This window comes from Nostoc sp. 'Lobaria pulmonaria (5183) cyanobiont' (assembly GCF_002949795.1).
Classification (GTDB): Bacteria; Cyanobacteriota; Cyanobacteriia; order Cyanobacteriales; family Nostocaceae; genus Nostoc.
The window spans coordinates 2,237,480-2,257,857 of the sequence record NZ_CP026692.1 but is presented as its reverse complement, the minus strand read 5'-3'; the positions used below and the strand labels follow the sequence as shown (position 1 = coordinate 2,257,857).

The 20,378-nt window shown below is 42.1% G+C and carries 21 protein-coding genes and 1 pseudogene; 14 read left to right on the top strand and 8 right to left on the bottom strand.

Going from position 1 to position 20,378, the window contains the following annotated elements; all coding sequences use genetic code 11:
- Positions 1 to 15: 15 nt before the first annotated feature.
- Complete coding sequence (gene bchI, locus NLP_RS09725) at positions 16 to 1,140, top strand: magnesium chelatase ATPase subunit I (RefSeq protein ID WP_104906224.1); 1,125 nt, start codon at positions 16 to 18, stop codon at positions 1,138 to 1,140.
- A gap of 175 nt (positions 1,141 to 1,315) precedes the next feature.
- Positions 1,316 to 1,615 (top strand): hypothetical protein, encoded by a 300-nt coding sequence (locus NLP_RS09720; RefSeq protein WP_104906223.1) that lies wholly within the window; start codon positions 1,316 to 1,318, stop codon positions 1,613 to 1,615.
- Positions 1,616 to 1,676: 61 nt separating this feature from the next.
- On the opposite strand, the gene NLP_RS09715 is transcribed toward NLP_RS09720, so the two are convergent.
- Both NLP_RS09715 and NLP_RS09710 read right to left on the bottom strand, forming a co-directional pair.
- Positions 1,677 to 2,771, bottom strand: a complete 1,095-nt coding sequence (locus NLP_RS09715) for a nucleotidyltransferase domain-containing protein (protein ID WP_104906222.1) — start codon at positions 2,769 to 2,771, stop codon at positions 1,677 to 1,679.
- A 241-nt stretch (positions 2,772 to 3,012) separates the two neighbouring features.
- Entirely contained in the window at positions 3,013 to 3,246 is a 234-nt protein-coding gene (locus NLP_RS09710) for a Nif11-like leader peptide family natural product precursor (protein ID WP_104906221.1), read from the bottom strand.
- Between the two features lie 569 nt (positions 3,247 to 3,815).
- Here NLP_RS09710 and rplU point away from each other — a divergent pair.
- Positions 3,816 to 4,223 carry a 50S ribosomal protein L21 gene (gene rplU, locus NLP_RS09705; protein ID WP_104906220.1) on the top strand — a complete coding sequence of 136 codons (408 nt, stop codon included), beginning with the start codon at positions 3,816 to 3,818 and terminating at the stop codon, positions 4,221 to 4,223.
- 29 nt (positions 4,224 to 4,252) lie between these two features.
- Positions 4,253 to 4,549, top strand: a complete 297-nt coding sequence (gene rpmA, locus NLP_RS09700; protein ID WP_104906219.1) for a 50S ribosomal protein L27 — start codon at positions 4,253 to 4,255, stop codon at positions 4,547 to 4,549.
- Positions 4,550 to 4,656: 107 nt separating this feature from the next.
- On the opposite strand, the gene NLP_RS09695 is transcribed toward rpmA, so the two are convergent.
- Positions 4,657 to 5,649 carry an NAD-dependent epimerase/dehydratase family protein gene (locus NLP_RS09695; RefSeq protein ID WP_104906218.1) on the bottom strand — a complete coding sequence of 331 codons (993 nt, stop codon included), beginning with the start codon at positions 5,647 to 5,649 and terminating at the stop codon, positions 4,657 to 4,659.
- 516 nt (positions 5,650 to 6,165) lie between these two features.
- Between NLP_RS09695 and NLP_RS09690 the strand changes: the two genes are divergently transcribed.
- The 6 genes from NLP_RS09690 to NLP_RS09665 all read left to right on the top strand — a co-directional run bounded on the left by NLP_RS09690 (position 6,166) and on the right by NLP_RS09665 (position 10,961).
- A complete protein-coding gene (locus tag NLP_RS09690) occupies positions 6,166 to 6,627 on the top strand; it encodes a hypothetical protein (protein WP_234017265.1) in 462 nt (153 codons plus the stop codon).
- 118 nt (positions 6,628 to 6,745) lie between these two features.
- A complete protein-coding gene (locus tag NLP_RS09685) occupies positions 6,746 to 7,354 on the top strand; it encodes a thioredoxin family protein (protein ID WP_104906217.1) in 609 nt (202 codons plus the stop codon).
- Positions 7,355 to 7,359: 5 nt separating this feature from the next.
- Positions 7,360 to 8,082, top strand: coding sequence for a cytochrome c biogenesis CcdA family protein (locus NLP_RS09680; protein WP_234017264.1), 723 nt, complete (start codon positions 7,360 to 7,362; stop codon positions 8,080 to 8,082).
- Positions 8,083 to 8,199: 117 nt separating this feature from the next.
- Entirely contained in the window at positions 8,200 to 8,796 is a 597-nt protein-coding gene (locus NLP_RS09675; protein WP_104906216.1) for a cytochrome b/b6 domain-containing protein, read from the top strand.
- Between the two features lie 7 nt (positions 8,797 to 8,803).
- Positions 8,804 to 9,520, top strand: coding sequence for a molybdopterin-dependent oxidoreductase (locus tag NLP_RS09670; RefSeq protein WP_104906215.1), 717 nt, complete (start codon positions 8,804 to 8,806; stop codon positions 9,518 to 9,520).
- Between the two features lie 247 nt (positions 9,521 to 9,767).
- Complete coding sequence (locus NLP_RS09665; RefSeq protein ID WP_104906214.1) at positions 9,768 to 10,961, top strand: NADH:flavin oxidoreductase/NADH oxidase; 1,194 nt, start codon at positions 9,768 to 9,770, stop codon at positions 10,959 to 10,961.
- 421 nt (positions 10,962 to 11,382) lie between these two features.
- On the opposite strand, the gene NLP_RS09660 is transcribed toward NLP_RS09665, so the two are convergent.
- From NLP_RS09660 to NLP_RS09640, 5 genes are all read right to left on the bottom strand, one after another.
- Complete coding sequence (locus NLP_RS09660; protein ID WP_104906213.1) at positions 11,383 to 12,027, bottom strand: hypothetical protein; 645 nt, start codon at positions 12,025 to 12,027, stop codon at positions 11,383 to 11,385.
- An 839-nt stretch (positions 12,028 to 12,866) separates the two neighbouring features.
- Positions 12,867 to 13,268, bottom strand: coding sequence for a fasciclin domain-containing protein (locus NLP_RS09655; protein ID WP_104906212.1), 402 nt, complete (start codon positions 13,266 to 13,268; stop codon positions 12,867 to 12,869).
- A 69-nt stretch (positions 13,269 to 13,337) separates the two neighbouring features.
- Positions 13,338 to 14,873, bottom strand: a complete 1,536-nt coding sequence (gene zwf / locus NLP_RS09650; RefSeq protein WP_104906211.1) for a glucose-6-phosphate dehydrogenase — start codon at positions 14,871 to 14,873, stop codon at positions 13,338 to 13,340.
- 131 nt (positions 14,874 to 15,004) lie between these two features.
- On the bottom strand, positions 15,005 to 15,256 hold the full coding sequence (locus NLP_RS09645) for a hypothetical protein (RefSeq protein WP_199784790.1): 252 nt from the start codon (positions 15,254 to 15,256) through the stop codon (positions 15,005 to 15,007).
- A 20-nt stretch (positions 15,257 to 15,276) separates the two neighbouring features.
- Positions 15,277 to 16,053 (bottom strand): protein rep, encoded by a 777-nt coding sequence (locus tag NLP_RS09640; protein ID WP_234017263.1) that lies wholly within the window; start codon positions 16,051 to 16,053, stop codon positions 15,277 to 15,279.
- Positions 16,054 to 16,204: 151 nt separating this feature from the next.
- On the opposite strand from NLP_RS09640, the pseudogene NLP_RS09635 reads away from it, so the two are divergent.
- The 4 genes and pseudogenes from NLP_RS09635 to miaB all read left to right on the top strand — a co-directional run.
- Positions 16,205 to 16,495 (top strand): annotated as a pseudogene (locus tag NLP_RS09635) (nucleoside phosphorylase); the annotation flags it as partial.
- 393 nt (positions 16,496 to 16,888) lie between these two features.
- Entirely contained in the window at positions 16,889 to 17,452 is a 564-nt protein-coding gene (locus NLP_RS09630; RefSeq protein WP_104906209.1) for a retropepsin-like aspartic protease family protein, read from the top strand.
- A gap of 125 nt (positions 17,453 to 17,577) precedes the next feature.
- Positions 17,578 to 18,417, top strand: a complete 840-nt coding sequence (locus tag NLP_RS09625) for a GH25 family lysozyme (protein WP_104906208.1) — start codon at positions 17,578 to 17,580, stop codon at positions 18,415 to 18,417.
- 575 nt (positions 18,418 to 18,992) lie between these two features.
- Positions 18,993 to 20,357: a tRNA (N6-isopentenyl adenosine(37)-C2)-methylthiotransferase MiaB gene (miaB, locus tag NLP_RS09620; RefSeq protein ID WP_104906207.1), complete on the top strand. Its 1,365-nt coding sequence runs from the start codon at positions 18,993 to 18,995 to the stop codon at positions 20,355 to 20,357.
- The last annotated feature ends 21 nt before the right edge of the window (positions 20,358 to 20,378 follow it).

The following is a 20,378-nucleotide window of genomic DNA, read 5'->3' as shown; positions in this document are numbered from 1 at the left end:
TGTTAAGGTAATTTAGTGAGTCCAACTGCTCAATCCACGGCAAGTGCGCGTCGCATAGTATTTCCTTTTACGGCAATTGTCGGCCAGGAAGAAATGAAACTGGCGCTGCTATTGAACGTGATTGACCCCAAAATTGGGGGTGTAATGATTATGGGCGATCGCGGCACCGGGAAATCCACAACTATCCGGGCGCTGGCGGATCTGCTACCAGAAATTTCTGTGGTTGCTAATGACCCCTTCAGTAGCGATCCTAGCGACCCCGACTTGATGAGCGATGAAGTCCGCCAACTTTTAGAACAAGGGGCGGAAATTCCCGTAGCTCACAAAAAAGTCCAAATGGTAGACCTGCCGCTAGGAGCTACAGAAGACCGAGTTTGTGGCACAATCGACATCGAGAAAGCTTTATCTGAAGGTGTCAAAGCTTTTGAACCGGGACTGCTAGCAAAGGCTAACCGAGGCATTCTCTATGTGGATGAAGTCAACTTACTAGATGACCACCTTGTAGATGTGTTACTCGACTCTGCTGCCAGTGGATGGAACACTGTAGAACGAGAAGGTATTTCTATCCGTCACCCTGCACGTTTTGTGCTTGTCGGTTCTGGGAACCCCGAAGAAGGCGAACTACGCCCCCAATTACTCGATCGCTTTGGGATGCACGCAGAAATTCACACAGTCAAAGAACCAGCTTTGCGGGTGCAAATAGTGGAACAACGGGCGGATTTTGACCAAAATCCGCCAGTATTTCTCGAAAACTACAAACCCCAGCAAGAAGCATTACAACAGCAAATTGTCAATGCTCAAGAGCTTTTGCCAGAAGTGAAAATTGACTACGATCTGCGGGTGAAAATTTCTGAAGTCTGTTCAGAATTGGATGTGGATGGTTTGCGGGGTGACATTGTTAGTAACCGCGCCGCCAAAGCCTTAACAGCTTATGAAGGACGGGCTGAAGTTACAGTTGATGATATCCATCGTGTAATTACGCTATGCTTGCGTCACAGACTGCGGAAAGACCCTTTAGAATCGATTGATTCTGGCTACAAAGTCGCCAAAGTTTTTAGCCGTGTCTTTGGCGTCGAACTACCAGAAAGTGATACTGCACAAAAAAACGGCACAGGTCAAAAGTTAGGGGCTAGGGGTTAAAAGTTAAGAGCGGAGCCGGAAACGCTCCGCCTCTGGTGAAGAGTTAAGAGTTAAGAGTTTTGAATGAAAAGCTGCTTTATAACTGACAACTTTAATTTCTCACTCAGCACTTAGCACTAAGTATATAACTCACAACTAACAACTTTAATTCCTCACTCAAAATTCAACACTAACTATGAGAATTTGGTCTTTTTGGTTTAACAGCTTTGTTTTATCTAGCCAATACAACCCGCCCAGGTTTGTAGAATTATTGATGCTCTTATTAGCGATCGCTATGTTGGCAATAGCCAGTATTTTACCTGACGACAGACCCTATTTAATCTTAGGCTTGAGCTTAGTTGTTGGGGCATCTATTTCTATCTTAGTGCGGGAAGCGATCGCCCCCTCACCCCAGAGACGAATTACTCAACTAACAGCATCCCTATTACTCATCATCAGCCTCTATGGCTTTGCTGACTTAATGTACACTCTTTAAAATTGGTCATTTTTGATTTGTCCTTTGTCATTTGTCCTTTGTTAGTTGTAAGCACCAATGACTAATGATTCCATTTTTGCATTTCCACCAGTTCCATACACAACTCATTAATTTGTTCCAAATCAGGTTTATGAGGTAGGGCAGATTGTTCGCAAACAATTTCCATTTCGGCGACTAAATCTTCTGCCATTTTCATCACCTGTTCATAAGAATACTCACCCCTTAAAATAGCTTTTAAATCTTCAACATCACCAGCTATTCTCCTATCTACAATCACTTCACCTTGCCGCAATATTTCTACTCCACTGCGTAACAATCTAATGCAGTGCATTCCATGTTTAAGGTCAAAACCCGACTTTCTTTCCATTTCTGCTCTAGCTGGATTTCTATTCTCCTGCCAAGATAAGTAAGCCTTCCATTCTCTTAAAGCTATTTGATAGCTTTGGCTTTTCTGAAGCAGACGGATAAAGTCTTTACGGCTATTGGTTAACTTTTGGGTATATTTCAAAGTTTCATCGGGTAAAGTATATTGTTTTAAGACTCCTTTAAAATCAATATCTGCTGTCAGCAATTGATATAATTGTTCCGCTTCTTCCAAAAATTCAATCCGTCCTCTGATTAAGTTATAAAGATATTCTAGAAAAGCATTTAACTCATCTTTGCTCAGAGGCGCTTCGTCTTCTATGGCGAAGTCAGATGGTATCGGTTTTTTTTGCGGTGGCTTTAACAACCACTTACGATGAGTTTCCATCTTTTTGATTTGGGCAAAGGCATAACCAGTGTAAGTATGTTTTACCTTTTTGCTCAAAAATAACTGTTTACGATCGATTAAATGCTGTCCGACTGCGCTTAAAAAAGGATAGTTATTCAACCAAAGCAATTCTAAAACATTGGGATTTGCGCCAGCTAATAACTGGAGGATTTTTCTTAATTCATATATAACTGTGTCTTTGTTACCATCAATGAATGGAAATATTCCTGGTTCATCCCAACCACTATCTTTTTGTTCTATCCGATCAAATCCCAAATAGTACCTTTTGGGTGCAATAAATACTCCCCGATAATCAAAGTCGGAATCAGGACGATTTAAACCATAGCCGTGGCTACCAGCCAAACCAATTAAAATAGTTCTTTGCTCAACTTCTATTCTTTTCATATCACCTGATTAAAATATAGTCATCCTAACTCATCAGTCAAGTAGGTGGCGAGACGGAGAATAGAGAAAGGAATCATTTGCGAACAATAAAAATAAAATCCCCGACTTCTCAAAGAAATCAGGGATCTGAGCCTTGGTCTAACAGGAATGCCCTTAAAGGATATGATGCAACGGTATCCCCTTGAGTAGCAAAACTTGTCAATTCAGTTGTTCCTATACTTTCGGTTTCCTAGAACAGGAATTATCTAGGATAAATGTGGCGTCTATTCCCCCATCCTGGATTAACAATTGCGGCTAAATCTTCTTCAGATAATTTGCTGATTTCACTGTCCAGTTCTTCGGCGTTGAAATCATAGCCACGCTCTTGAGCAATTTTGATGAAGGCTTCTGGATCGGCTGTTGCTTTGAGTCTTTGCTGTAAAGCTTGATCTTGTTTTACCGCTTGAAAAAGTCGGGCAGCATTTTGCTGTGTCATGACAATCAATCTCCTGTTTGAAATATCAGGTTTGAACGTGATAGTTTAACTTTTGAGGATTCACTAACTTTTGTAAAGAATTTCTAGATGAGACACCTTATATTTGATATTAAAACAAAGAAGAAAAATGTGTTGATTTTGATAACAAAATATAACTTTTAAGCTAATACTAACTAATGTTAATTTTTAGTAGATTCAGCCCTAAGATAGTAGCAATTTTTATCTAAAAAGTATTTGTTCTGACTTCTTGTAAATACAATTTACATTCGTGTGAGTGGGCGATGTCTATGCTCGCTCATGACGACAGTTGCCTAATTCCTCCCCACTCTGGGAAAATGAGCGATCGCACAGAATAATTAGCTGATTTTTCATTTTCAGGCTGACCAGACAGCAATGCCAAACCCAAAAATCCTCTTAGAGCTTGACTTGACGTATGTTAATAAAATATTATGTTAGATTGTCTGTCTAATTCCTGCTCGGATCAGGTAGACATATTACAAAGGCTGGCAAAAGCATCTCTATAGGAGATAAAAACCAGCTACCTGTACGGCAACCTCAAGGACAATTCCATGACCTACGCGATTATTGAAACTGGCGGCAAACAAATACGAGTAGAGCCAGGGCGGTTTTATGATATTGAACTGCTTGCGATCGAACCCGATGAAAAAGTTACGATAGATTCCGTATTACTCGTGCAGCACGATGGCGAAGTCACTATTGGACAGCCACTAGTAACAGGTGCGACTGTAGAAGGGACTGTAATGCGACATTACAGAGGTCGTAAAGTTCTGGTATACAAAATGAAGCCGAAAAAGAAAACCCGCAAAAAGCGGGGGCATCGTCAGGAAATTACCAGACTTATGATTGACTCCATTACCCTTAACGGTGCAGTGTTTGCTGTTCAAGGAGAAGCGGAGAAGGAAACCCCCGTTGTAGATGACACTGCTGCTGAAGAAGTTGAAACCGCTGCTGAATAATAAAAGAAGTAGATACACAAGAGGAAATTATGGCTCATAAGAAAGGAACAGGTAGCACACGCAACGGTCGTGATTCTAATGCCCAACGTCTGGGTGTCAAGCGTTATGGCGGTCAAGTTGTACGTGCAGGAAACATTCTCGTGCGTCAGCGTGGTACTAAATTCCACCCTGGTAACAATGTCGGTATTGGTAGCGATGACACATTGTTTGCCTTAATCGACGGTGTTGTGACGTTTGAGAGAAAGGGCAAAACTCGTAAAAAAGTTAGTGTTTATTCACCTGTAGCCGCTGCTGAGGCAGCCCCTGCTGAGGCAGTAGCAAGTTAGAGTGTGAGGGTGGGTAATCAGTGCCCACCCGAATTGCTAGTTAGCGCTGATGTGATAATCAGATTTGCACAAATATTCACAGCAGTTACTTAACTTTTAACCCTTATTTACTCTAAAAAATAAGTTCCTAACTCTTTTATTCTCTCTACCCAACCTTTCACTTCATCAGCCACTTTATACTTCCATTGAAGTTGAAGTAGTTCTTTAGTATGAGAATCATCAAATATAACTTTGTCTTTGTTTTCAAAGACTGGTGCCAGAAATTCTACCTGAGCAGCCTGGGCAAACATTTTTGACACCTGGCTAATACTAAAATTTTCAGGCGCAGCAAGGTAATATCCTCCTTTGGAGCCAAATCGCGTTACAGCAATGTAGCAATCTGCTAAATCTTCAACATGAATCCACGCCGTCATAAAATCTTGTGGAAATGGCTGATAGCCTTGGTGTGGTTTCCCTGTAATGAACTGCTGAATTGCAAAATCCCAGAAACTGCCACGAGTTGGTGCTGAACCATACACTGATGAAGGATAGACAATCGAGGCGTTACCTCCATTGCTAATATATTCTTCTATTAGCCCATCTTTCAATACATTTACACCTACTAGTAAGTCAAGACATACTAAATATTCAGGCCGTGTATAACCTTTTGGCGGAGGTATTTCTGTTATTTGTCCTCCATTGGCGGTAATCAAAGAGAAATTCCCACTGGTTGTAATTACATGAATATCTGGTGAAACTGCCTTAGCACCGTGTAAAGCGGCTTCTAATGCTATACGGTCTTTGGCAAATTGAGCTTCTTTGGTTGATTCTGGAGGCATGTGCCACGCTACATTAATTACCGTTGTAATATCATGATTGCGAATTGCTTGTGCAACATCATTACTGGAAATTTCTACCTCTTGAGAGCGGATTATTTCCTTGCAGAAAGGCTTGATACCCTCAATATCACTACTCGAACGCACAAGTGCTAATACGGCAAAATCTTGTGTCTGAGAAAACTTACGGCACAGCGCTCCGCCAATATAGCCGGTTGCACCTATAATCAAGACATTTTTAACGGAAGAGCTTTTTTCGGATGAAAATTCTTTGTTGTTTGACATCTTTGAAAGTTGTAGCTAATCAAGCTTTTTTATATTTTTAAAATAGCGGTTAAGACAAATTCAATACCCGTAGTCCACATAAATTAAGTAAAAAATAGTACTAAGATAAAAGAAATACGTGGGAATTTTTATGTATGTAACTAACTTACAATCTTTAGGTTCACGATCGCAAGGCAGATAAATGCGAAATATCAAGTTTTACCTTTGTTTTAATCGTTGAATTAGTCAAACATTTAACTTGCAGCATTAATGAGGTTTAGCTAAGAAAATGCTTAACTTAGGCCGTGGCTTTGATTACCATAAATACCTGAGAAAAAGCTGAGAATTAACTAAATTTTCTCAAGGGATAAATTTATGAAAATTATGGCTTCGTTTCAGATAGGCTTCAGTCCTAACAGAGATACTTTGGATGTTCGGGATAACTCAAACATCAGTAGTGTTAGAACCGAAGGTTTTATTTGATTTCAATGTAGATGCGATGCCTACGGCGGCAAGCTACGCAGTAGCAAGAATCTGATGAGTTCTCTACAAGATAAGCATCTTCTTTACCCCAATAGCCTTTATGAATCTGCTTGTAGCTTAGTTTCCTCCGATCAATCAATACAAAAAGAACTATCCAAAGGACAAAAAAAGACTATGAACTGGAAAACACTTTCTTTAATTGCTGGTTTGATTTTAACTACCAGTCTCACTGCTTGCTCTAGCAGTCCTGCAAGCAAGAATCAAATTGCTCCTGAAGCCTCTCCTGCTATGAGCAAAGACAAAGCTGGTGATGCAATGGGCAAAGATGCGATGGGTAAAGACAAAGCTGGTGATGCAATGGGCAAAGATGCGATGGGTAAAGATAAAGCTGGTGATGCAATGGGCAAAGATGCGATGGGTAAAGATAAAGCTGGCGCTGCAATGGGCAAAGATGCAATGGGTAAAGATAAAGCTGGTGATGCAATGAAGCAATCGCCTGCTTCCACCAAGCCTTAGCCACAACTAGCTTTGCATCTCACTTTTCTTCTACTGGGTACTAGGGACTGGTAAACCAAGAAAATCCTAATTCCAATCCCTATACTTTGGTGCTTTGACATCAACAGGAGAAATTCTGATGAATCACAATCTGCTCCATCGGCGTCAGTTACTTTTTTATCTTGGGTTAGGGGTTGTTGGAATCGGTGCAGCCACAACATTTTCCAACTTCAGAAAAGTGAATGCCCCTTCTATCTCTCCTGCAAAAAGTAATAATACGCAAAACTTGGAAGCTATTGCCGTGAAAACTCCCGCAGGCAAGAGTTTGCCAGAGTTTCAAGGGATAAGTCAGTGGCTTAATTCTACACCTTTGTCAATAGCTGACCTCAAAGGTAGTGTTGTGCTGATACAGTTTTGGACTTTTGCTTGTATTAACTGCCAGCGTACACTGCCCTACATCACTAGATGGCATCGACAGTATGAGTCGCAGGGACTCAAGGTGATTGGCATCCACACACCAGAGTTTGCTTTTGAGCGAGATACGAACAACATTAAAAAGGCCTTACAACAACACCAAATTACCTATCCGGTTCCAGTTGATAACGAATATAAAACTTGGAATGCTTACGAAAATCAGTATTGGCCCCATCTGTTTTTAGCTGACCGTCAGGGTTTGTTGCAATATGACCATATTGGTGAAGGGGCATACGAAAAAATAGAGCAAACTATTCGTCAGCTATTGGGGTAGAAGGAATGATCGCGACTTCTACTTTATCAATCAGTCTGGCTTTATTGGGGGGAGTTTTGAATGTGCTTTCGCCCTGTGTTTTACCAATTTTACCTGTGCTATTGGGGCGATCGCTAACGACAAGTCGCTCTGCGTCTACACTCCGATCGCATACTTACGGTCCAGTAGCACTGATAGCAGGATTAATCGCTGGTTTTGCACTAGCAGGTAGTTTGCTAGGTGTAACAGCAAACTGGTTTACAGGCGTGATTAATTTATTACGCAACGGAGCGATCGCACTGCTTTTATTTTTGGGATTACTGGCAATTTTCCCCACCTGTAGTTACCGAATATTTAGTTATATTCCAGTTGGCAAGTGGGCTAAAAAACCTACACGAATCGGACTCATGGGAGAGTTTTGGTTAGGGACTCAATTGGGGCTTTTGTGGACTCCCTGTGCTGGGCCGATTTTGGGAGGAATTTTAGTACTAGCAGCAGTTAATCATCAAGTCACAAGTGCATTTTGGCTACTGGTTGCTTATGGAATCGGAGCAGGTTTGCCTCTGTTGGCGATCGCCTACGGTGGGCGATTACTCAGCCAACGAATCCTCAATATCCGCTTCCATAGTGCAGCTTTGCAACGGATTGGTGGCGTGGCGATCGTGGCTACAGCAATAGCGATTCTTCTGGGTTGGGATGTCAAGATACAACTTTGGCTGGCTCCGTTCTTTCCCACTCAACCTCTGTGAGACGTGCCAATTTTAGATTTTGGATTAGAAGACCCAATCCAAAAGTCTACCTGGGAATAATATAAAAATCTCAAATCCAAAAGTCTGACTGGGAACAATCTAAAATCCAAAATTGGTATGACCTCATCTAAACGTAAAATCCGCTCAACACCAAATCAGACTTTCTTATCAAAAACCTTTCACTGGATTAATATCATCAGTCTCATCTTGATGATCGGTAGCGGACTGGAAATCTATAATGCTAATCCGGTATTTGGAGGGCGTGAAGGTTGGCATTTTCCTGACTTTCTGTTGCTAGGAGGCTGGCTAGCAGGTGGCAGAAACTGGCATTTTGCTGCTATGTGGCTGTTTTCGCTAAACTTACTTTGGTATGGACTTTATATCTTTATAACTCGTCGTTGGCAACGTCGGTTTGCCGATCGCGGTGACTTAAAAGCATTGCAAGTCAGCCAGAACCCAAAGCGCAAAAACTACGCATGGCATCGGCTAGTTTATACTGCTATCATTCCAGTGCTACTGCTGGCAATTTTGAGCGGTCTGGCGATGTACAAACCTGCCCAACTGCATTGGATTTCCGGGCTGTTTGGTAGTTGGCAAACTCTACGCACTGTTCACTTTATCACTGTTCCCACTGTCATACTGTTTACAATTGCTCATTCCTTACTTGCTCTGAAGGTAGGAAGCATCCGTTTAGTGAAATCTATGTTTCTGTAGAGGTTTTATGAGTCTGATTCTTCCCAAACGTACCTTATCCCGTCGTCGGTTACTGCAACTATCTGGACTTTCAGGGGTAAGCTTCCTTTTAGGTGGCTGTGGGACAAATTTGTTCTCAGATAATCTGCGGCAAATATCTGAGCCACTGAATGAACGTCTTGAAGCACTCCTGCTAAGTCAAAAACCTGTACCGGAATTTCCTGTCAATGCCATAGAAGCAGGTAAATTGTTGATTAATACCTTTGACTTCACCCCGCAAATTGATCCGGCGCAATTTCGCCTGAAGATTGATGGTGAGGTCAATAATGCGATGCAATTGAGCATGGCAGATATTCAAAAACTTCCCTTAACTTCAATGGTAATTCGCCATGTCTGTGTTGAAGGCTGGGCTGCGATCGTTCAATGGGGAGGCGTGCGATTGCGAGACTTAGTAGCGCTGGTACAGCCGAAATCAAACGTCCGCTATGTCTACTTCAAATCTGCTGATGGCTACTATGAAAGCTGGGATATTGCCTCTGCTGTGCATCCGCAAACTCTCATGGCTTATGAAAAGAATGGACAACCTTTATCGGCTGATAATGGTGCGCCCATGCGTCTAGCATCCCCAATTAAACTGGGCTATAAGCAAAGCAAGTGGGTAACTCAAATTACCTTTGTCAGTAATTTGTTACCTATTAAAGGCTATTGGGAAGATCAAGGCTATGAGTGGTTTGCAGGGTTATAAGGGAGGCAAGGAAGGGAGGCAGGGGAGAAAATTTTACCTTGTTCCTCTGCAATAGTATGTTTTTTTATTTGGAAGTTCCTTATATCCCCACCCTATAGAGGGATGGGGAATTATGGCGATTAGTTAAAAATCGTTTGGTAAGCGACAAAACATCAGACACCCAATATCTGAAACTTATCCAGAATCGATTTCGACGAGCTAACTCGGACACTGGGTGTTAGTCCACAAACCACGGAAAAGTAACAGCATGACTACAGAGAACTTAACTACCTTGCCATCATCCCCAGCCCAGACAGAATTAAAATTCATAGATTCCCCTGGCTGTCAATCAACGAGTTTGCACGACTCGGATGTACCAGAAGTGGACTTGTTTAGTCCACTGAAAATTCGAGATATCACCCTGCCCGATCGCATAGCGATGTCACCAATGTGTCAATATTCAGCAGAGAATGGAGTCGCAAATGATTGGCACTTTGTCCATTTGGGGAGTCGGGCTGTTGGAGGTACTGGGCTGATTGTAGTGGAAGCGACAGCCGTAACATCCCAAGGACGAATCACCCCCGGCGATCTCGGTCTTTGGGACGATATGCAAATCGAGCCACTAGCTCGGATTGTGCGCTTCCTTCACCAACAAGGAGCGATCGCAGGGATTCAATTAGCTCATGCTGGCCGGAAGGCGAGTTGCAATGTTCCGTGGCTGGGTGGTACACCGTTAACACCTGAACAAGGGGCTTGGCCGGTAATCGCGGCAAGCCCAATTCCGTTTCAAGAGGGCGGCCCCGTTCCCATACCCCTCGATGAGGCTGGGATTGAAGAGGTGATTCAAGCCTTTGTTGCCACAGCCGGGCGTGCCCTTGAAGCGGGCTTTCAGATTATCGAAATCCACTCGGCTCATGGATACTTACTGCATTCTTTTCTTTCGCCACTAAGTAATCAACGAACAGATCGTTATGGAGGTTCGTTGGAGAACCGAATGCGTTTATTACTGGAGGTGACAAGACGAATCCGAGAGATTCTGCCAAGCAGGATGCCGCTTTTTGTCCGCCTCTCTGCTACCGACTGGGTAGAGGGAGGTTGGGATATCGAGCAGTCAGTTATATTATCCCGTGAACTAAAGGAATTAGGCGTTGATTTGATCGATGTTTCCACAGGAGGCTTAGTCCCTCATGCCAGGATTCCCGTACAGACAGGTTATCAAGTGCCTTTTGCTGCCAAAATCCGAGAAGAGGCTGGGATTAGGACAGGGGCTGTAGGGATGATAAAGGAGGCTGAGTATGCCAACCAAGTAATTACTCGTGGATGTGCAGATTTGGTTCTCGTCGGTCGAGAAATGCTCCGCGATCCATATTGGTCGATTCGTGCCCGTTGCAGCTTGGATGAGGAACCGAACTGGTCTTTGCCCTACGGCTATGCAGTTAAACAGAAGAGACGGGAGAAATAAATCTCAACGGCAGGCATTGCTGAATCAAATCCAGCAAATTACTTGTTACTAACAAAATATTACACAAAGAAATTGGATTGCGTAGCTTGCTGCTGCCAGCTACGCCTATAAAGTCTACTCTATCAATTAGTCCGGCTTTATGAAGGGTGTTCTGAATGTGCTTTCACCCTGAATTTTACCAATTATGCCTGTGCTATTGGAGCGATCGCTGAATTCCTCTTTTTCTGTCTAGTTCCGCAATTAAGGCTAAACCTGGATCTTATATTACTGGCTCACTAATGAAATTAACTATGAATTTCACTGAATTTACTTGTTCAAATTTGAACTGTTCCGTATACAATCTGATGCTATCGGGGTCATGCTTTAAACTGCTGGAACATTTGCGCAATATACATTTTTGCAGTTTTTGACCCCGATTTTTTTAGGCTTTCTGAGAAATCCGGGATCGATGCACAAAAAAACCAATTCCAGCTAAACTTATACCAACCAGTGGCGTCATAGTTGTTGGTTCTGGGACTTCCTGGCCCACCTCGATAGAACCCTTTACTGAAGCCAGACCATTTAAGGTAATAATTGATCCCAGATTAACTGTGTCCTCTTCGGAGAACAATAGTGTGCTTGTAGCGTTTTTGAATATGCCTTCACCGCCAGTGATATTCACAATGCCAGAACCTTTTGCTGTCATATTATCAAAATTAACTTCAGCACTGGCATCACTAGTTCCAAACAACTTGTTAGTACCACTACCAAAAACGATGTAGCCTAATGGAAAACCTTGGACACCAAACACTTGTGGATTGTTATTAAAAGTAAGATTTCCCTTGGCATCAATCACTGAGTATGTCAAACCCTTGTATAGTCCTAAATCATACGGAGCGTCATCACTCACACCTATCTCAGATACCTGTGAAATATTGCCTGAGATGGGCTGAATGTTAACAGTAGTGTGATAGTTGCCATTAAATGGATATATGGTCTGTGCTGTTGCTATCGCTGTATCTAGGCAAATATTAATTGAAGTGAAAACTAGTGGAACCAACCATATGTTGAATGAACGGAATACCATTGAAAACCTCCACCTTCAAAAATTATTTATTTTTACAAAAGCCTAATATTCAATTTTCTTAAATATACTATTCTTCCATAAGTCTCTTAATTGGTGTGAATTTTATAAGTTATTTTATATAAGAGACGATTCAAATATTGTGGAACTAAAAACTTAACGGGAATATTTCCTACGGTTTTAAAATTTACAGGATGTAAACTGGGATTGCAATGAATAATCCTTTGATGAACTTGTCAATTTTTTATTATTACGGGATAATTTACCTCTTTACACTAGTACGTATTTACTGTTTAAAAGATTGAGAGAGTTAATTGGTTGAGCGATCGCACTCCTCACAACATTTATCTAGATTATATTTCGGAGGTTTTTGACCAACCAGGAATTTTGACAGAGTGTTGAGCGCCTTATTCTACCGTTAATTTAGGTTTCAGAAACTTTTGGAAAATCCTGGTGAGAAATCCGGGTTTGAGTATTTGCTCCCAACAGTTCAGCAAAAGGGGCGGTGAATACTGATACCAATTTGCATCCAAAAGTGTAATTTATAAATTTATCTTCCCTACTCCCCACTGCCTACTCCCCACTGCCTACTCCCCCACAGTGAAAGTTATGACTTAGAAAGCAAATTGGTATGAGTGATATAAATATGTTGGTATATCTATTGACGATTCAGTGGAAATATTTCACTATTTAAATCCAATTATCAGCAACAGATATACAACATTAACTACTCAATCTGAATAAGCATTTTAGGTGGTTTTGATTACCAACAAAGGCAAGAAATTAAATACTTGCTTTGATTGGAATTACAAATTTCAATCAAAGCAAGTATTTGAACAAAGTTAATCAGGGAATAACACATTATCAATAACATGGATAACACCATTGTCAGCTTCCACATCCAAAGTCACAATGTAAGCATCATTCACCTTAACATTATTCCCATTACTAACATTGATATCTTTTCCCTGGGTTGTTGTTAGCTTTTGCGACTGATTTAGTTCACTTGCATTAATCTTGCCAGAAACCACATGGTACTCTAAAACCTCTCTTAACTTAATGACATCCTCTAGGAGTTCTTCTACGGCTCCTGATGGGAGCTTGGAAAAGGCTTCGTCTGTTGGGGCAAAGACAGTAAATGGCCCATCTCCTTTAAGTGCAGTATCAAGACCAGCGGTAGTAATAGCTGTTACTAAGGTGTTGAAAGAACCTGCATTAATTGCAGTATCTATAATATCTGGCATCTGATGTCACCTCAATTGTGTGAAAACTTGATGTTAAGAGATTTAGCACATAAGTGTATGTTTAGACTATCAGTCAATCCTGTGCCACTGCCGACCATCGCGCACCAACAAATCATCTGCTGCCAATGGCCCCCACGAGCCTGCTGCATAGTTGGGAAAGTTTTCAGGTGGCGTGGTTGCCCAAGCCTCCAGAATGGGGGTAACGACGCTCCAGCCGAGTTCTACGTTGTCCGATCGCTGAAACAAAGTCGCATCACCGATCATGCAGTCGTATAGCAAGGTTTCATAGCCAGTACTCTGGATCTTGCCAAAGTAGTCAGTGTAGCAAAAGTCCATTTCCACCGCATCCATTGCCATCGCGGGGCCAGGCACCTTTGCACCAAATTGGAGGTGAATTCCTTCCTCTGGTTGAATGCGGATAGTCAAGAAATTAGGCGTGAGACGCTCAATCGAGGTTTGGCGAAATAATAGTGAAGGTACTTGCTTAAACTGAATTGCAATTTCAGTCACACGTTTAGCCAAATGCTTGCCCGTTCGTAGATAAAACGGCACCCCTGCCCAGCGCCAGTTGTCGATGTTCAGCTTTAAGGCAGCATAAGTTTCAGTGGTAGAGTCTGATGCAACTCGTGGCTCTGAGCGATAAGCAGCCACTTGGGTATCCTTCACCGTTGCCGCACCATATTGTCCGCGTACAGTATGAGTTTGCACAGTTTCAGCAGTGAGCGGAACTATGGACTTCAATAGTTTTGACTTTTCATCACGCACCTCATCGGCTGAAAACGAGACTGGCGGTTCCATCGCCGTCATTGCCAGCAGTTGAAACAGATGGTTTTGCACCATGTCCCGCACTGCGCCTGTACCTTCATAGAAGTTGCCTCTGCCTTCGACTCCAACCGTTTCGGCTACGGTAATCTGGACGTGATCGATATGTTCGCGATTCCAAATCGGTTCAAACAAGCCATTACCAAACCGAAACACCAAAATGTTTTGTACAGTCTCTTTGCCCAGGTAGTGATCGATGCGGTAAATCTGTTTTTCCTGAAGGACAGCACCAATGGATTTATTCAGGGCACGAGCCGAGTCCAAGTCATGCCCAAAGGGTTTCTCGATGATAACTCGCCGCCAGCGATCGCTCTCTTCGCGGACTAATCCTGCCGCACCAAGCTGCGTAATGATGTCGCAAAAGAAGTTAGAGCCAGTTGCCAGGTAGAACAAATAGTTTCCCTGAGTGCCACAGTCTCGATCGATTTGAGTGAGTAAGTCTTGCAACTGATGGTAAGTGTCAGCCTCTTGAAACTCACCAGCAAGATAGTAGAGTTGCTGCTCAAGCGGTTGCCAGAGCTTCTCGTCTACGGGAACCGTTGCGAATTCATGAATGTCTTGGGCGAGTTTGCTACGAAAATCGTCCTGACTCATTGAAGTGTGTGCAATTCCAACGATCGCAAATTCTTGCGGTAGTAAATTGCTTTGTTTGAGGTTGTAGAGGGCGGGAAGTAGCAGACGCTTGGTTAAATCTCCTGCTGCTCCAAAGATAACGAGCACACAGGGTTCTGCCGGACGGATTGAGGCTTCAACAGGAACCTGGGACGTGGTGGCAGCCGTCATGATAAAATCTCCGCATGTTCTTCAAGATGTCCACCAAACTATAGCGCATTGCAGACAGCAGTTTATCTGGAAACGTCGCGGTGACTTATGCTAAATAGTTATTATCCATCGCGGCAGGTCGGTTTGATACATCATAAAGCAGTCCTGATGATCAAACTCTCAGTTCTATTATAATTTAATTGTTTTTGATTAACTAAACACCTTGCAGAACGGGGCAGCATAAATTTTTCGCCCTCTGCTGCAAATTTACCGCGAACCATCAGCACAGTTTCATCAAAAGTATGGGTGAATACTTGCACATCTTTGACATCCAGAAGTTCTGGACTAAAGTAAATCACTACTTCTTCAATGGGTTGAGGTATCTTACTAAGAATATTCTTCAAAGGGCATATCTGCGTTGTAACTAAATCGAAAAGATGACAGTAAACACTTCTAGATAAATCTTAAATCTTTGTAACTTGCGCTCCCATCGGAAAAACAAACTTTCCCCATTCACCTCATCTGTCTCTTCACTTTCATTAATGAGGTCTTGGTTTTTTTCCTCTAATTCGCGCATATATTGCCTGAGTATACCCCCAACAGCGATCGCTCTACTTTTATGTAGCTGACGGGTTAACTCTAAAAACCATTCTCTATCACTTACCAAATCTGACACTTTCACCTGATACTTGAGAATTTCTGGGATAAGTAATGACGGGTTATGATGCTTTGCAATCGCGCTAGTATGAATAATTGGCTGGTAATCAATTCGTAAGCACTGCTGCCACAACGCTACCCATTTGGCATGAGAAAGATAGCCATGACTGAAATACGAAGGCGGCACCATTGCCAAAATATGTAAATGCGGATGTGCTGAGACTCCATCTCTACCTTTAGTAACTTCTGTGGACTTCACCCAACCTTTCGCAGGCCATATTTTCAATTCAGTGAATCGCTTAAAAGCTTTATTCATCGAATCCAAGTTTTCTCTAAGTTCCTCAATCTGGCAATTCCTTACAGTCAAAGTAACAAATAGCCAACGGTACTTGGGGTAATCAGTGACAACCTGTGGGAGAATTTTATAAGCTCTTGCTTTCCACATGAGCGATCGCCGCCACTGACAAACCGGACAGTGACGAACCCTACAGAATCGGGCATCTGATAACTTTAACTTGAGAATACCTTCCGATTCGTCTGGCACTAATTGAAACTTCAGCAACTCGGAACATATTCTCACTCGACAAGCATATAGCTGAAAGCAATGTTCATCTGCTTTAGCGTAATAATGGAAAATTTTATCAGTATTAGCTCTGTGCGTGTCCCAGATTTTACCTATAGGCGAAACTTCGGATAAGCTAGGAATTAGGCAAATTATTCGCATTGGAACTTGTGGAGCGATTCAATCTTATATACCAGTCGGTAGTGTTGTTATTAGCAGTGCAGCATTATGTCGCCAAGGTGCAGCTTATGACATTGCACCTGTGGAGTATCCAGCCGCAGCCAATCCTTTTCTGACAGTCGCTTTAGTTAAAGCTGCACGAGAATTAAAAGTTGAACATTACATTGGAATTACGGCATCAGTTGATACTTTTTACGAGGGACAAGAACGCATTGATTCAGCCAATCCAAATTTAATGCGATCGCAACTGCTGTAAATGCAGCAGCAAGCTTTGAGTAAGCTAACAAATCTCTCTTATCAACTTCTTAGTATGTTGGATTGAATTTGCTCTAAGTATTTTTATCGTGTCTTTACCTAATCTTTAATTTATCAATAAGTAATTATCGGTAAGATGTATTGAGTAAAATGCAATTTCATCTTGATTGAGACATATTACATAAAAAAAATTATTAGCTAATTTAAAATTACAATAATTGGTTAAAAGTATCTCGTTTTCAACAGAGAGAATTTGAATGTTTATTTGTTAATTAAGAAAAACTGAGTTTTTATATTAGAAAACTGTGCTTTTAATGTTTTACAGCCGCCATGATGAGTTTAGCTATTAAGAGTAATCACAAAAATTGGAGAGCAGTATAACATGAAGAATGCTTGGAGGCGTTGGATTACGACCGTTAAACTAGCTGCGATTACACTAATGCCGACGCTGATATTTTTAGCATTCTCTCATCAAGCAACAGCAGACGATCCAGGAGCGTGTTACATGATAACTTCCTCTGGTAAAACCGTTGAATTGGGAGGAATTTGTGGCAATATCATAGCCGTACCTTCAGACAACAGAGTTTTTCGAGTCTCAATCAAACGTCGTTTTGGTGGAACTCCTGTGATTGATGTCACCTTCAACGACAAAAAAACTTTTGAAATGATTGTAGATACAGGTGCTAGTGGAACCATTATCACTCAAGATATGGCGAATACACTTAAACTCCAGGCTACAGGTACAATGCAAGCCCAAATTGCTGATGGTAGTGAAGTAGAATTCCCAACCAGTAAGGTAAAATCTATTGCAGTAGGTGGAGTTACAGCCAATAATCTTCAAGTAGCGATCGCACCAAAAGCCAGCATCGGCTTATTAGGGCATGATTTCTTTGGTAACTATGATATTAAGATTCTGGAAACCGAAGTTGAATTTCATCACCGCTAAGTTGTAATACCATTCAGATATTTGCGACTTATAAAGATTTTACTTGCGGCATAGAAGATTTCCGAAAACAGCCGATATGACATTGTAGTTAGCCAAGTACTTTTACATACAAGGACAGACAACCTATGTCAGTTGAAGGTATTGACGTTGCTGAATTCAGTGGGAATATTGATTGGGAAAAAGTGAAAAGTCAAGGTATTTACTTTGCTTTTGCTAGAGTCAACGATGGTATCGCCCATCCAGACAAACTATTTACTAATTACTGGCCTGCGATTAAGAAAGCTGGGATTATCCGAGGTGCATATTTCTTCTTTCGTCCCACCAAAGATATCAATCAACAGGTTAGATTTTTTGCCCAAGGCTTAGAAATAGAACCAGGCGATCTCCCTCCAGTTATAGACATTGAACCAGCTTCCAGTTGGGATGAATTGAATCTGACACAGAGGCTTGACCATGTTGCAGAGTCCTTAAATGCAGTGGAAACTGCAACAGGTTACAAGCCGATCATCTACACAGCACCTAACTTTTGGCAAGAGAAGTTGGGAAACACCAAGCGGTTTGCTGACTACGATCTGTGGATTGCACATTTTGATACAGATACTCCTACTATTCCAGGTGGTTGGGAACTTCACACCTTTCACCAATACCGAGAAAACCAAACTGGTTTTCCAGGTATATCGGGTGATGTAGATCGGAATAGATTCAACGGTGCTTTGGATCGTCTCCAGGCTTTAAGCGTTCCCGCGGTTCCACTTTTGGAAGGTCGCATCGGCCCGAAGGTGAAGAAGTTGCAGCAGGCTTTAAAAAAAGTTGCCCAAGACTCAAGTCACCCAGAATTCGATCCAGGATCGCCAGATGGTATTTTTGGCCAGGGTACCAAAAAGGCTGTTATAGCTTATCAGCAAGCCAACAGTCTCACAGCTAATGGCATTGTTGCCCCTGAAGATAAATTAGCGATCGCTTAAGTTAAGCTTGATTGTCAAAAAAATGTTGATGGCTTGCACTAACGCGATTAATCATGTATCTAAATTACGTTTAATGTGAATTAAGCTTTGAAACCCTTGTAATTTCTTAGGTAATCCCAAAACTATGATTTTGAGCGAATCTAGAAACCTTTATAGAATAAGCGGCGTTTCTAATTCACATCAGACGTAAGTTATACGAACCCAAAAAAAGCATTTTTGACAACTAAATACTACTATTAAGTAACTGTCAATTAAATTATGGAAGTGGTTTGTGGTTGCATTTCTACAAACCCTCCCCCAAATCAATATTGACAGTCTACCATTCTCAGTTCACATACCCTAATTATCAGCAAGAGATTTCTTTGGCAACGATGACATCAAGATTCTGGAGAAAGAGGGCGAATTTGATCGCCGCCAATGCTTGTAGTTTGTCAATTTTTTAGGTTTGTATATTGAAATTATTTCAGCCTGCCCGTTTCTCTCAAGAGTTACTCGGCATTTCGGAAGCAGCTTAAGAGCGTTATAGAATAGAAATAAACCTTACATAACATTACGCTGATTCAGCAGAATTGCCCATGACCACTTCTAAACGCCACTATCACATCACTACTTTCGGTTGTCAGATGAATAAAGCTGACTCAGAGCGCATGGCTGGCGTTTTGGAAGACATGGGCTTTGAGTGGTGTGAAGACCCGAATCATGCAGATGTGATTCTCTACAATACCTGTACAATTCGGGATAATGCTGAACAAAAGGTATATTCCTATCTTGGCAGACAAGCGAAGCGTAAACACGAGCAGCCTGATTTAACCCTCATTGTTGCTGGTTGTGTTGCCCAGCAAGAAGGAGAAGCGCTGTTGCGGCGAGTCCCAGAATTAGATTTGGTAATGGGGCCACAACATGCCAACCGTCTGAAAGATTTGCTGGAGTCAGTATTTGAGGGTAATCAAGTCGTAGCAACCGAAGCAGTTCACATTATTGAAGATATCACCCAGCCGCGACGGGATAGTACAGTGACAGCTTGGGTGAATGTAATTTACGGCTGTAACGAACGCTGCACCTATTGCGTGGTTCCCAATGTGCGCGGTGTCGAACAATCTCGCACGCCGTCAGCTATCCGGGCTGAAATGGAAGAATTAGGACGACAAGGTTACAAAGAAATTACTCTACTCGGTCAAAATATTGATGCTTACGGCAGAGATTTACCTGGAGTCACACCAGAAGGTCGGCATCTGCACAACTTTACAGATTTGCTTTATTACGTGCATGATGTATCGGGGATTGAAAGGCTAAGATTTGCTACTAGTCACCCCCGTTATTTTACTGAGAGATTAATTCAAGCTTGTGCTGAGTTGCCCAAGGTGTGCGAACACTTCCACATTCCCTTTCAATCTGGGGATAATGAACTTTTAAAGGCGATGGCGCGGGGTTATACTCATGAGAAATATCGCCGGATTATCGATACCATTCGGCGGTATATGCCAGATGCCTCGATTAGTGCCGATGTAATTGTCGGTTTTCCTGGGGAGACAGAAGCACAATTTGAAAATACCCTGAAACTGGTGGAAGATATTGGCTTTGATATGTTGAATACAGCAGCATATTCGCCGCGTCCAGGGACACCAGCCGCTTTGTGGGACAATCAACTGAGTGAAGAAATTAAAAGCGATCGCCTGCAACGGCTCAATCATCTGGGAAACTTGAAAGTAGCAGAGCGATCGCAACGTTACTTTGGACGCATTGAAGAAGTTTTAGTAGAAGACCAAAATCCTAAAGATTCAACCCAGGTAATGGGACGCACTGGTGGTAATCGTTTGACCTTTTTTAACGGTAACATCAAAGAACTCAAAGGGCAGTTAGTGAAGGTAAAAATTACCGAAGTTCGCCCTTTTAGTTTGACGGGTGAACCAGTTGAAGTAAGGCAAACCATTTTGCAGTAAGAACCATTTGAAGATTATACC

Excerpts from the sequence above, each read along its gene's own strand:
- NLP_RS09720 (WP_104906223.1), top strand. The coding sequence starts at position 1,316 with ATGAGAATTTGGTCTTTTTGGTTTAACAGCTTTGTTTTATCTAGCCAA.
- NLP_RS09715 (WP_104906222.1), bottom strand. The coding sequence starts at position 2,771 with ATGAAAAGAATAGAAGTTGAGCAAAGAACTATTTTAATTGGTTTGGCT.
- NLP_RS09710 (WP_104906221.1), bottom strand. The coding sequence starts at position 3,246 with ATGACACAGCAAAATGCTGCCCGACTTTTTCAAGCGGTAAAACAAGAT.
- rplU (WP_104906220.1), top strand. The coding sequence starts at position 3,816 with ATGACCTACGCGATTATTGAAACTGGCGGCAAACAAATACGAGTAGAG.
- rpmA (WP_104906219.1), top strand. The coding sequence starts at position 4,253 with ATGGCTCATAAGAAAGGAACAGGTAGCACACGCAACGGTCGTGATTCT.
- NLP_RS09695 (WP_104906218.1), bottom strand. The coding sequence starts at position 5,649 with ATGTCAAACAACAAAGAATTTTCATCCGAAAAAAGCTCTTCCGTTAAA.
- NLP_RS09690 (WP_234017265.1), top strand. The coding sequence starts at position 6,166 with ATGAGTTCTCTACAAGATAAGCATCTTCTTTACCCCAATAGCCTTTAT.
- NLP_RS09685 (WP_104906217.1), top strand. The coding sequence starts at position 6,746 with ATGAATCACAATCTGCTCCATCGGCGTCAGTTACTTTTTTATCTTGGG.
- NLP_RS09680 (WP_234017264.1), top strand. The coding sequence starts at position 7,360 with ATGATCGCGACTTCTACTTTATCAATCAGTCTGGCTTTATTGGGGGGA.
- NLP_RS09675 (WP_104906216.1), top strand. The coding sequence starts at position 8,200 with ATGACCTCATCTAAACGTAAAATCCGCTCAACACCAAATCAGACTTTC.
- NLP_RS09670 (WP_104906215.1), top strand. The coding sequence starts at position 8,804 with ATGAGTCTGATTCTTCCCAAACGTACCTTATCCCGTCGTCGGTTACTG.
- NLP_RS09665 (WP_104906214.1), top strand. The coding sequence starts at position 9,768 with ATGACTACAGAGAACTTAACTACCTTGCCATCATCCCCAGCCCAGACA.
- NLP_RS09660 (WP_104906213.1), bottom strand. The coding sequence starts at position 12,027 with ATGGTATTCCGTTCATTCAACATATGGTTGGTTCCACTAGTTTTCACT.
- NLP_RS09655 (WP_104906212.1), bottom strand. The coding sequence starts at position 13,268 with ATGCCAGATATTATAGATACTGCAATTAATGCAGGTTCTTTCAACACC.
- zwf (WP_104906211.1), bottom strand. The coding sequence starts at position 14,873 with ATGACGGCTGCCACCACGTCCCAGGTTCCTGTTGAAGCCTCAATCCGT.
- NLP_RS09630 (WP_104906209.1), top strand. The coding sequence starts at position 16,889 with ATGAAGAATGCTTGGAGGCGTTGGATTACGACCGTTAAACTAGCTGCG.
- NLP_RS09625 (WP_104906208.1), top strand. The coding sequence starts at position 17,578 with ATGTCAGTTGAAGGTATTGACGTTGCTGAATTCAGTGGGAATATTGAT.
- miaB (WP_104906207.1), top strand. The coding sequence starts at position 18,993 with ATGACCACTTCTAAACGCCACTATCACATCACTACTTTCGGTTGTCAG.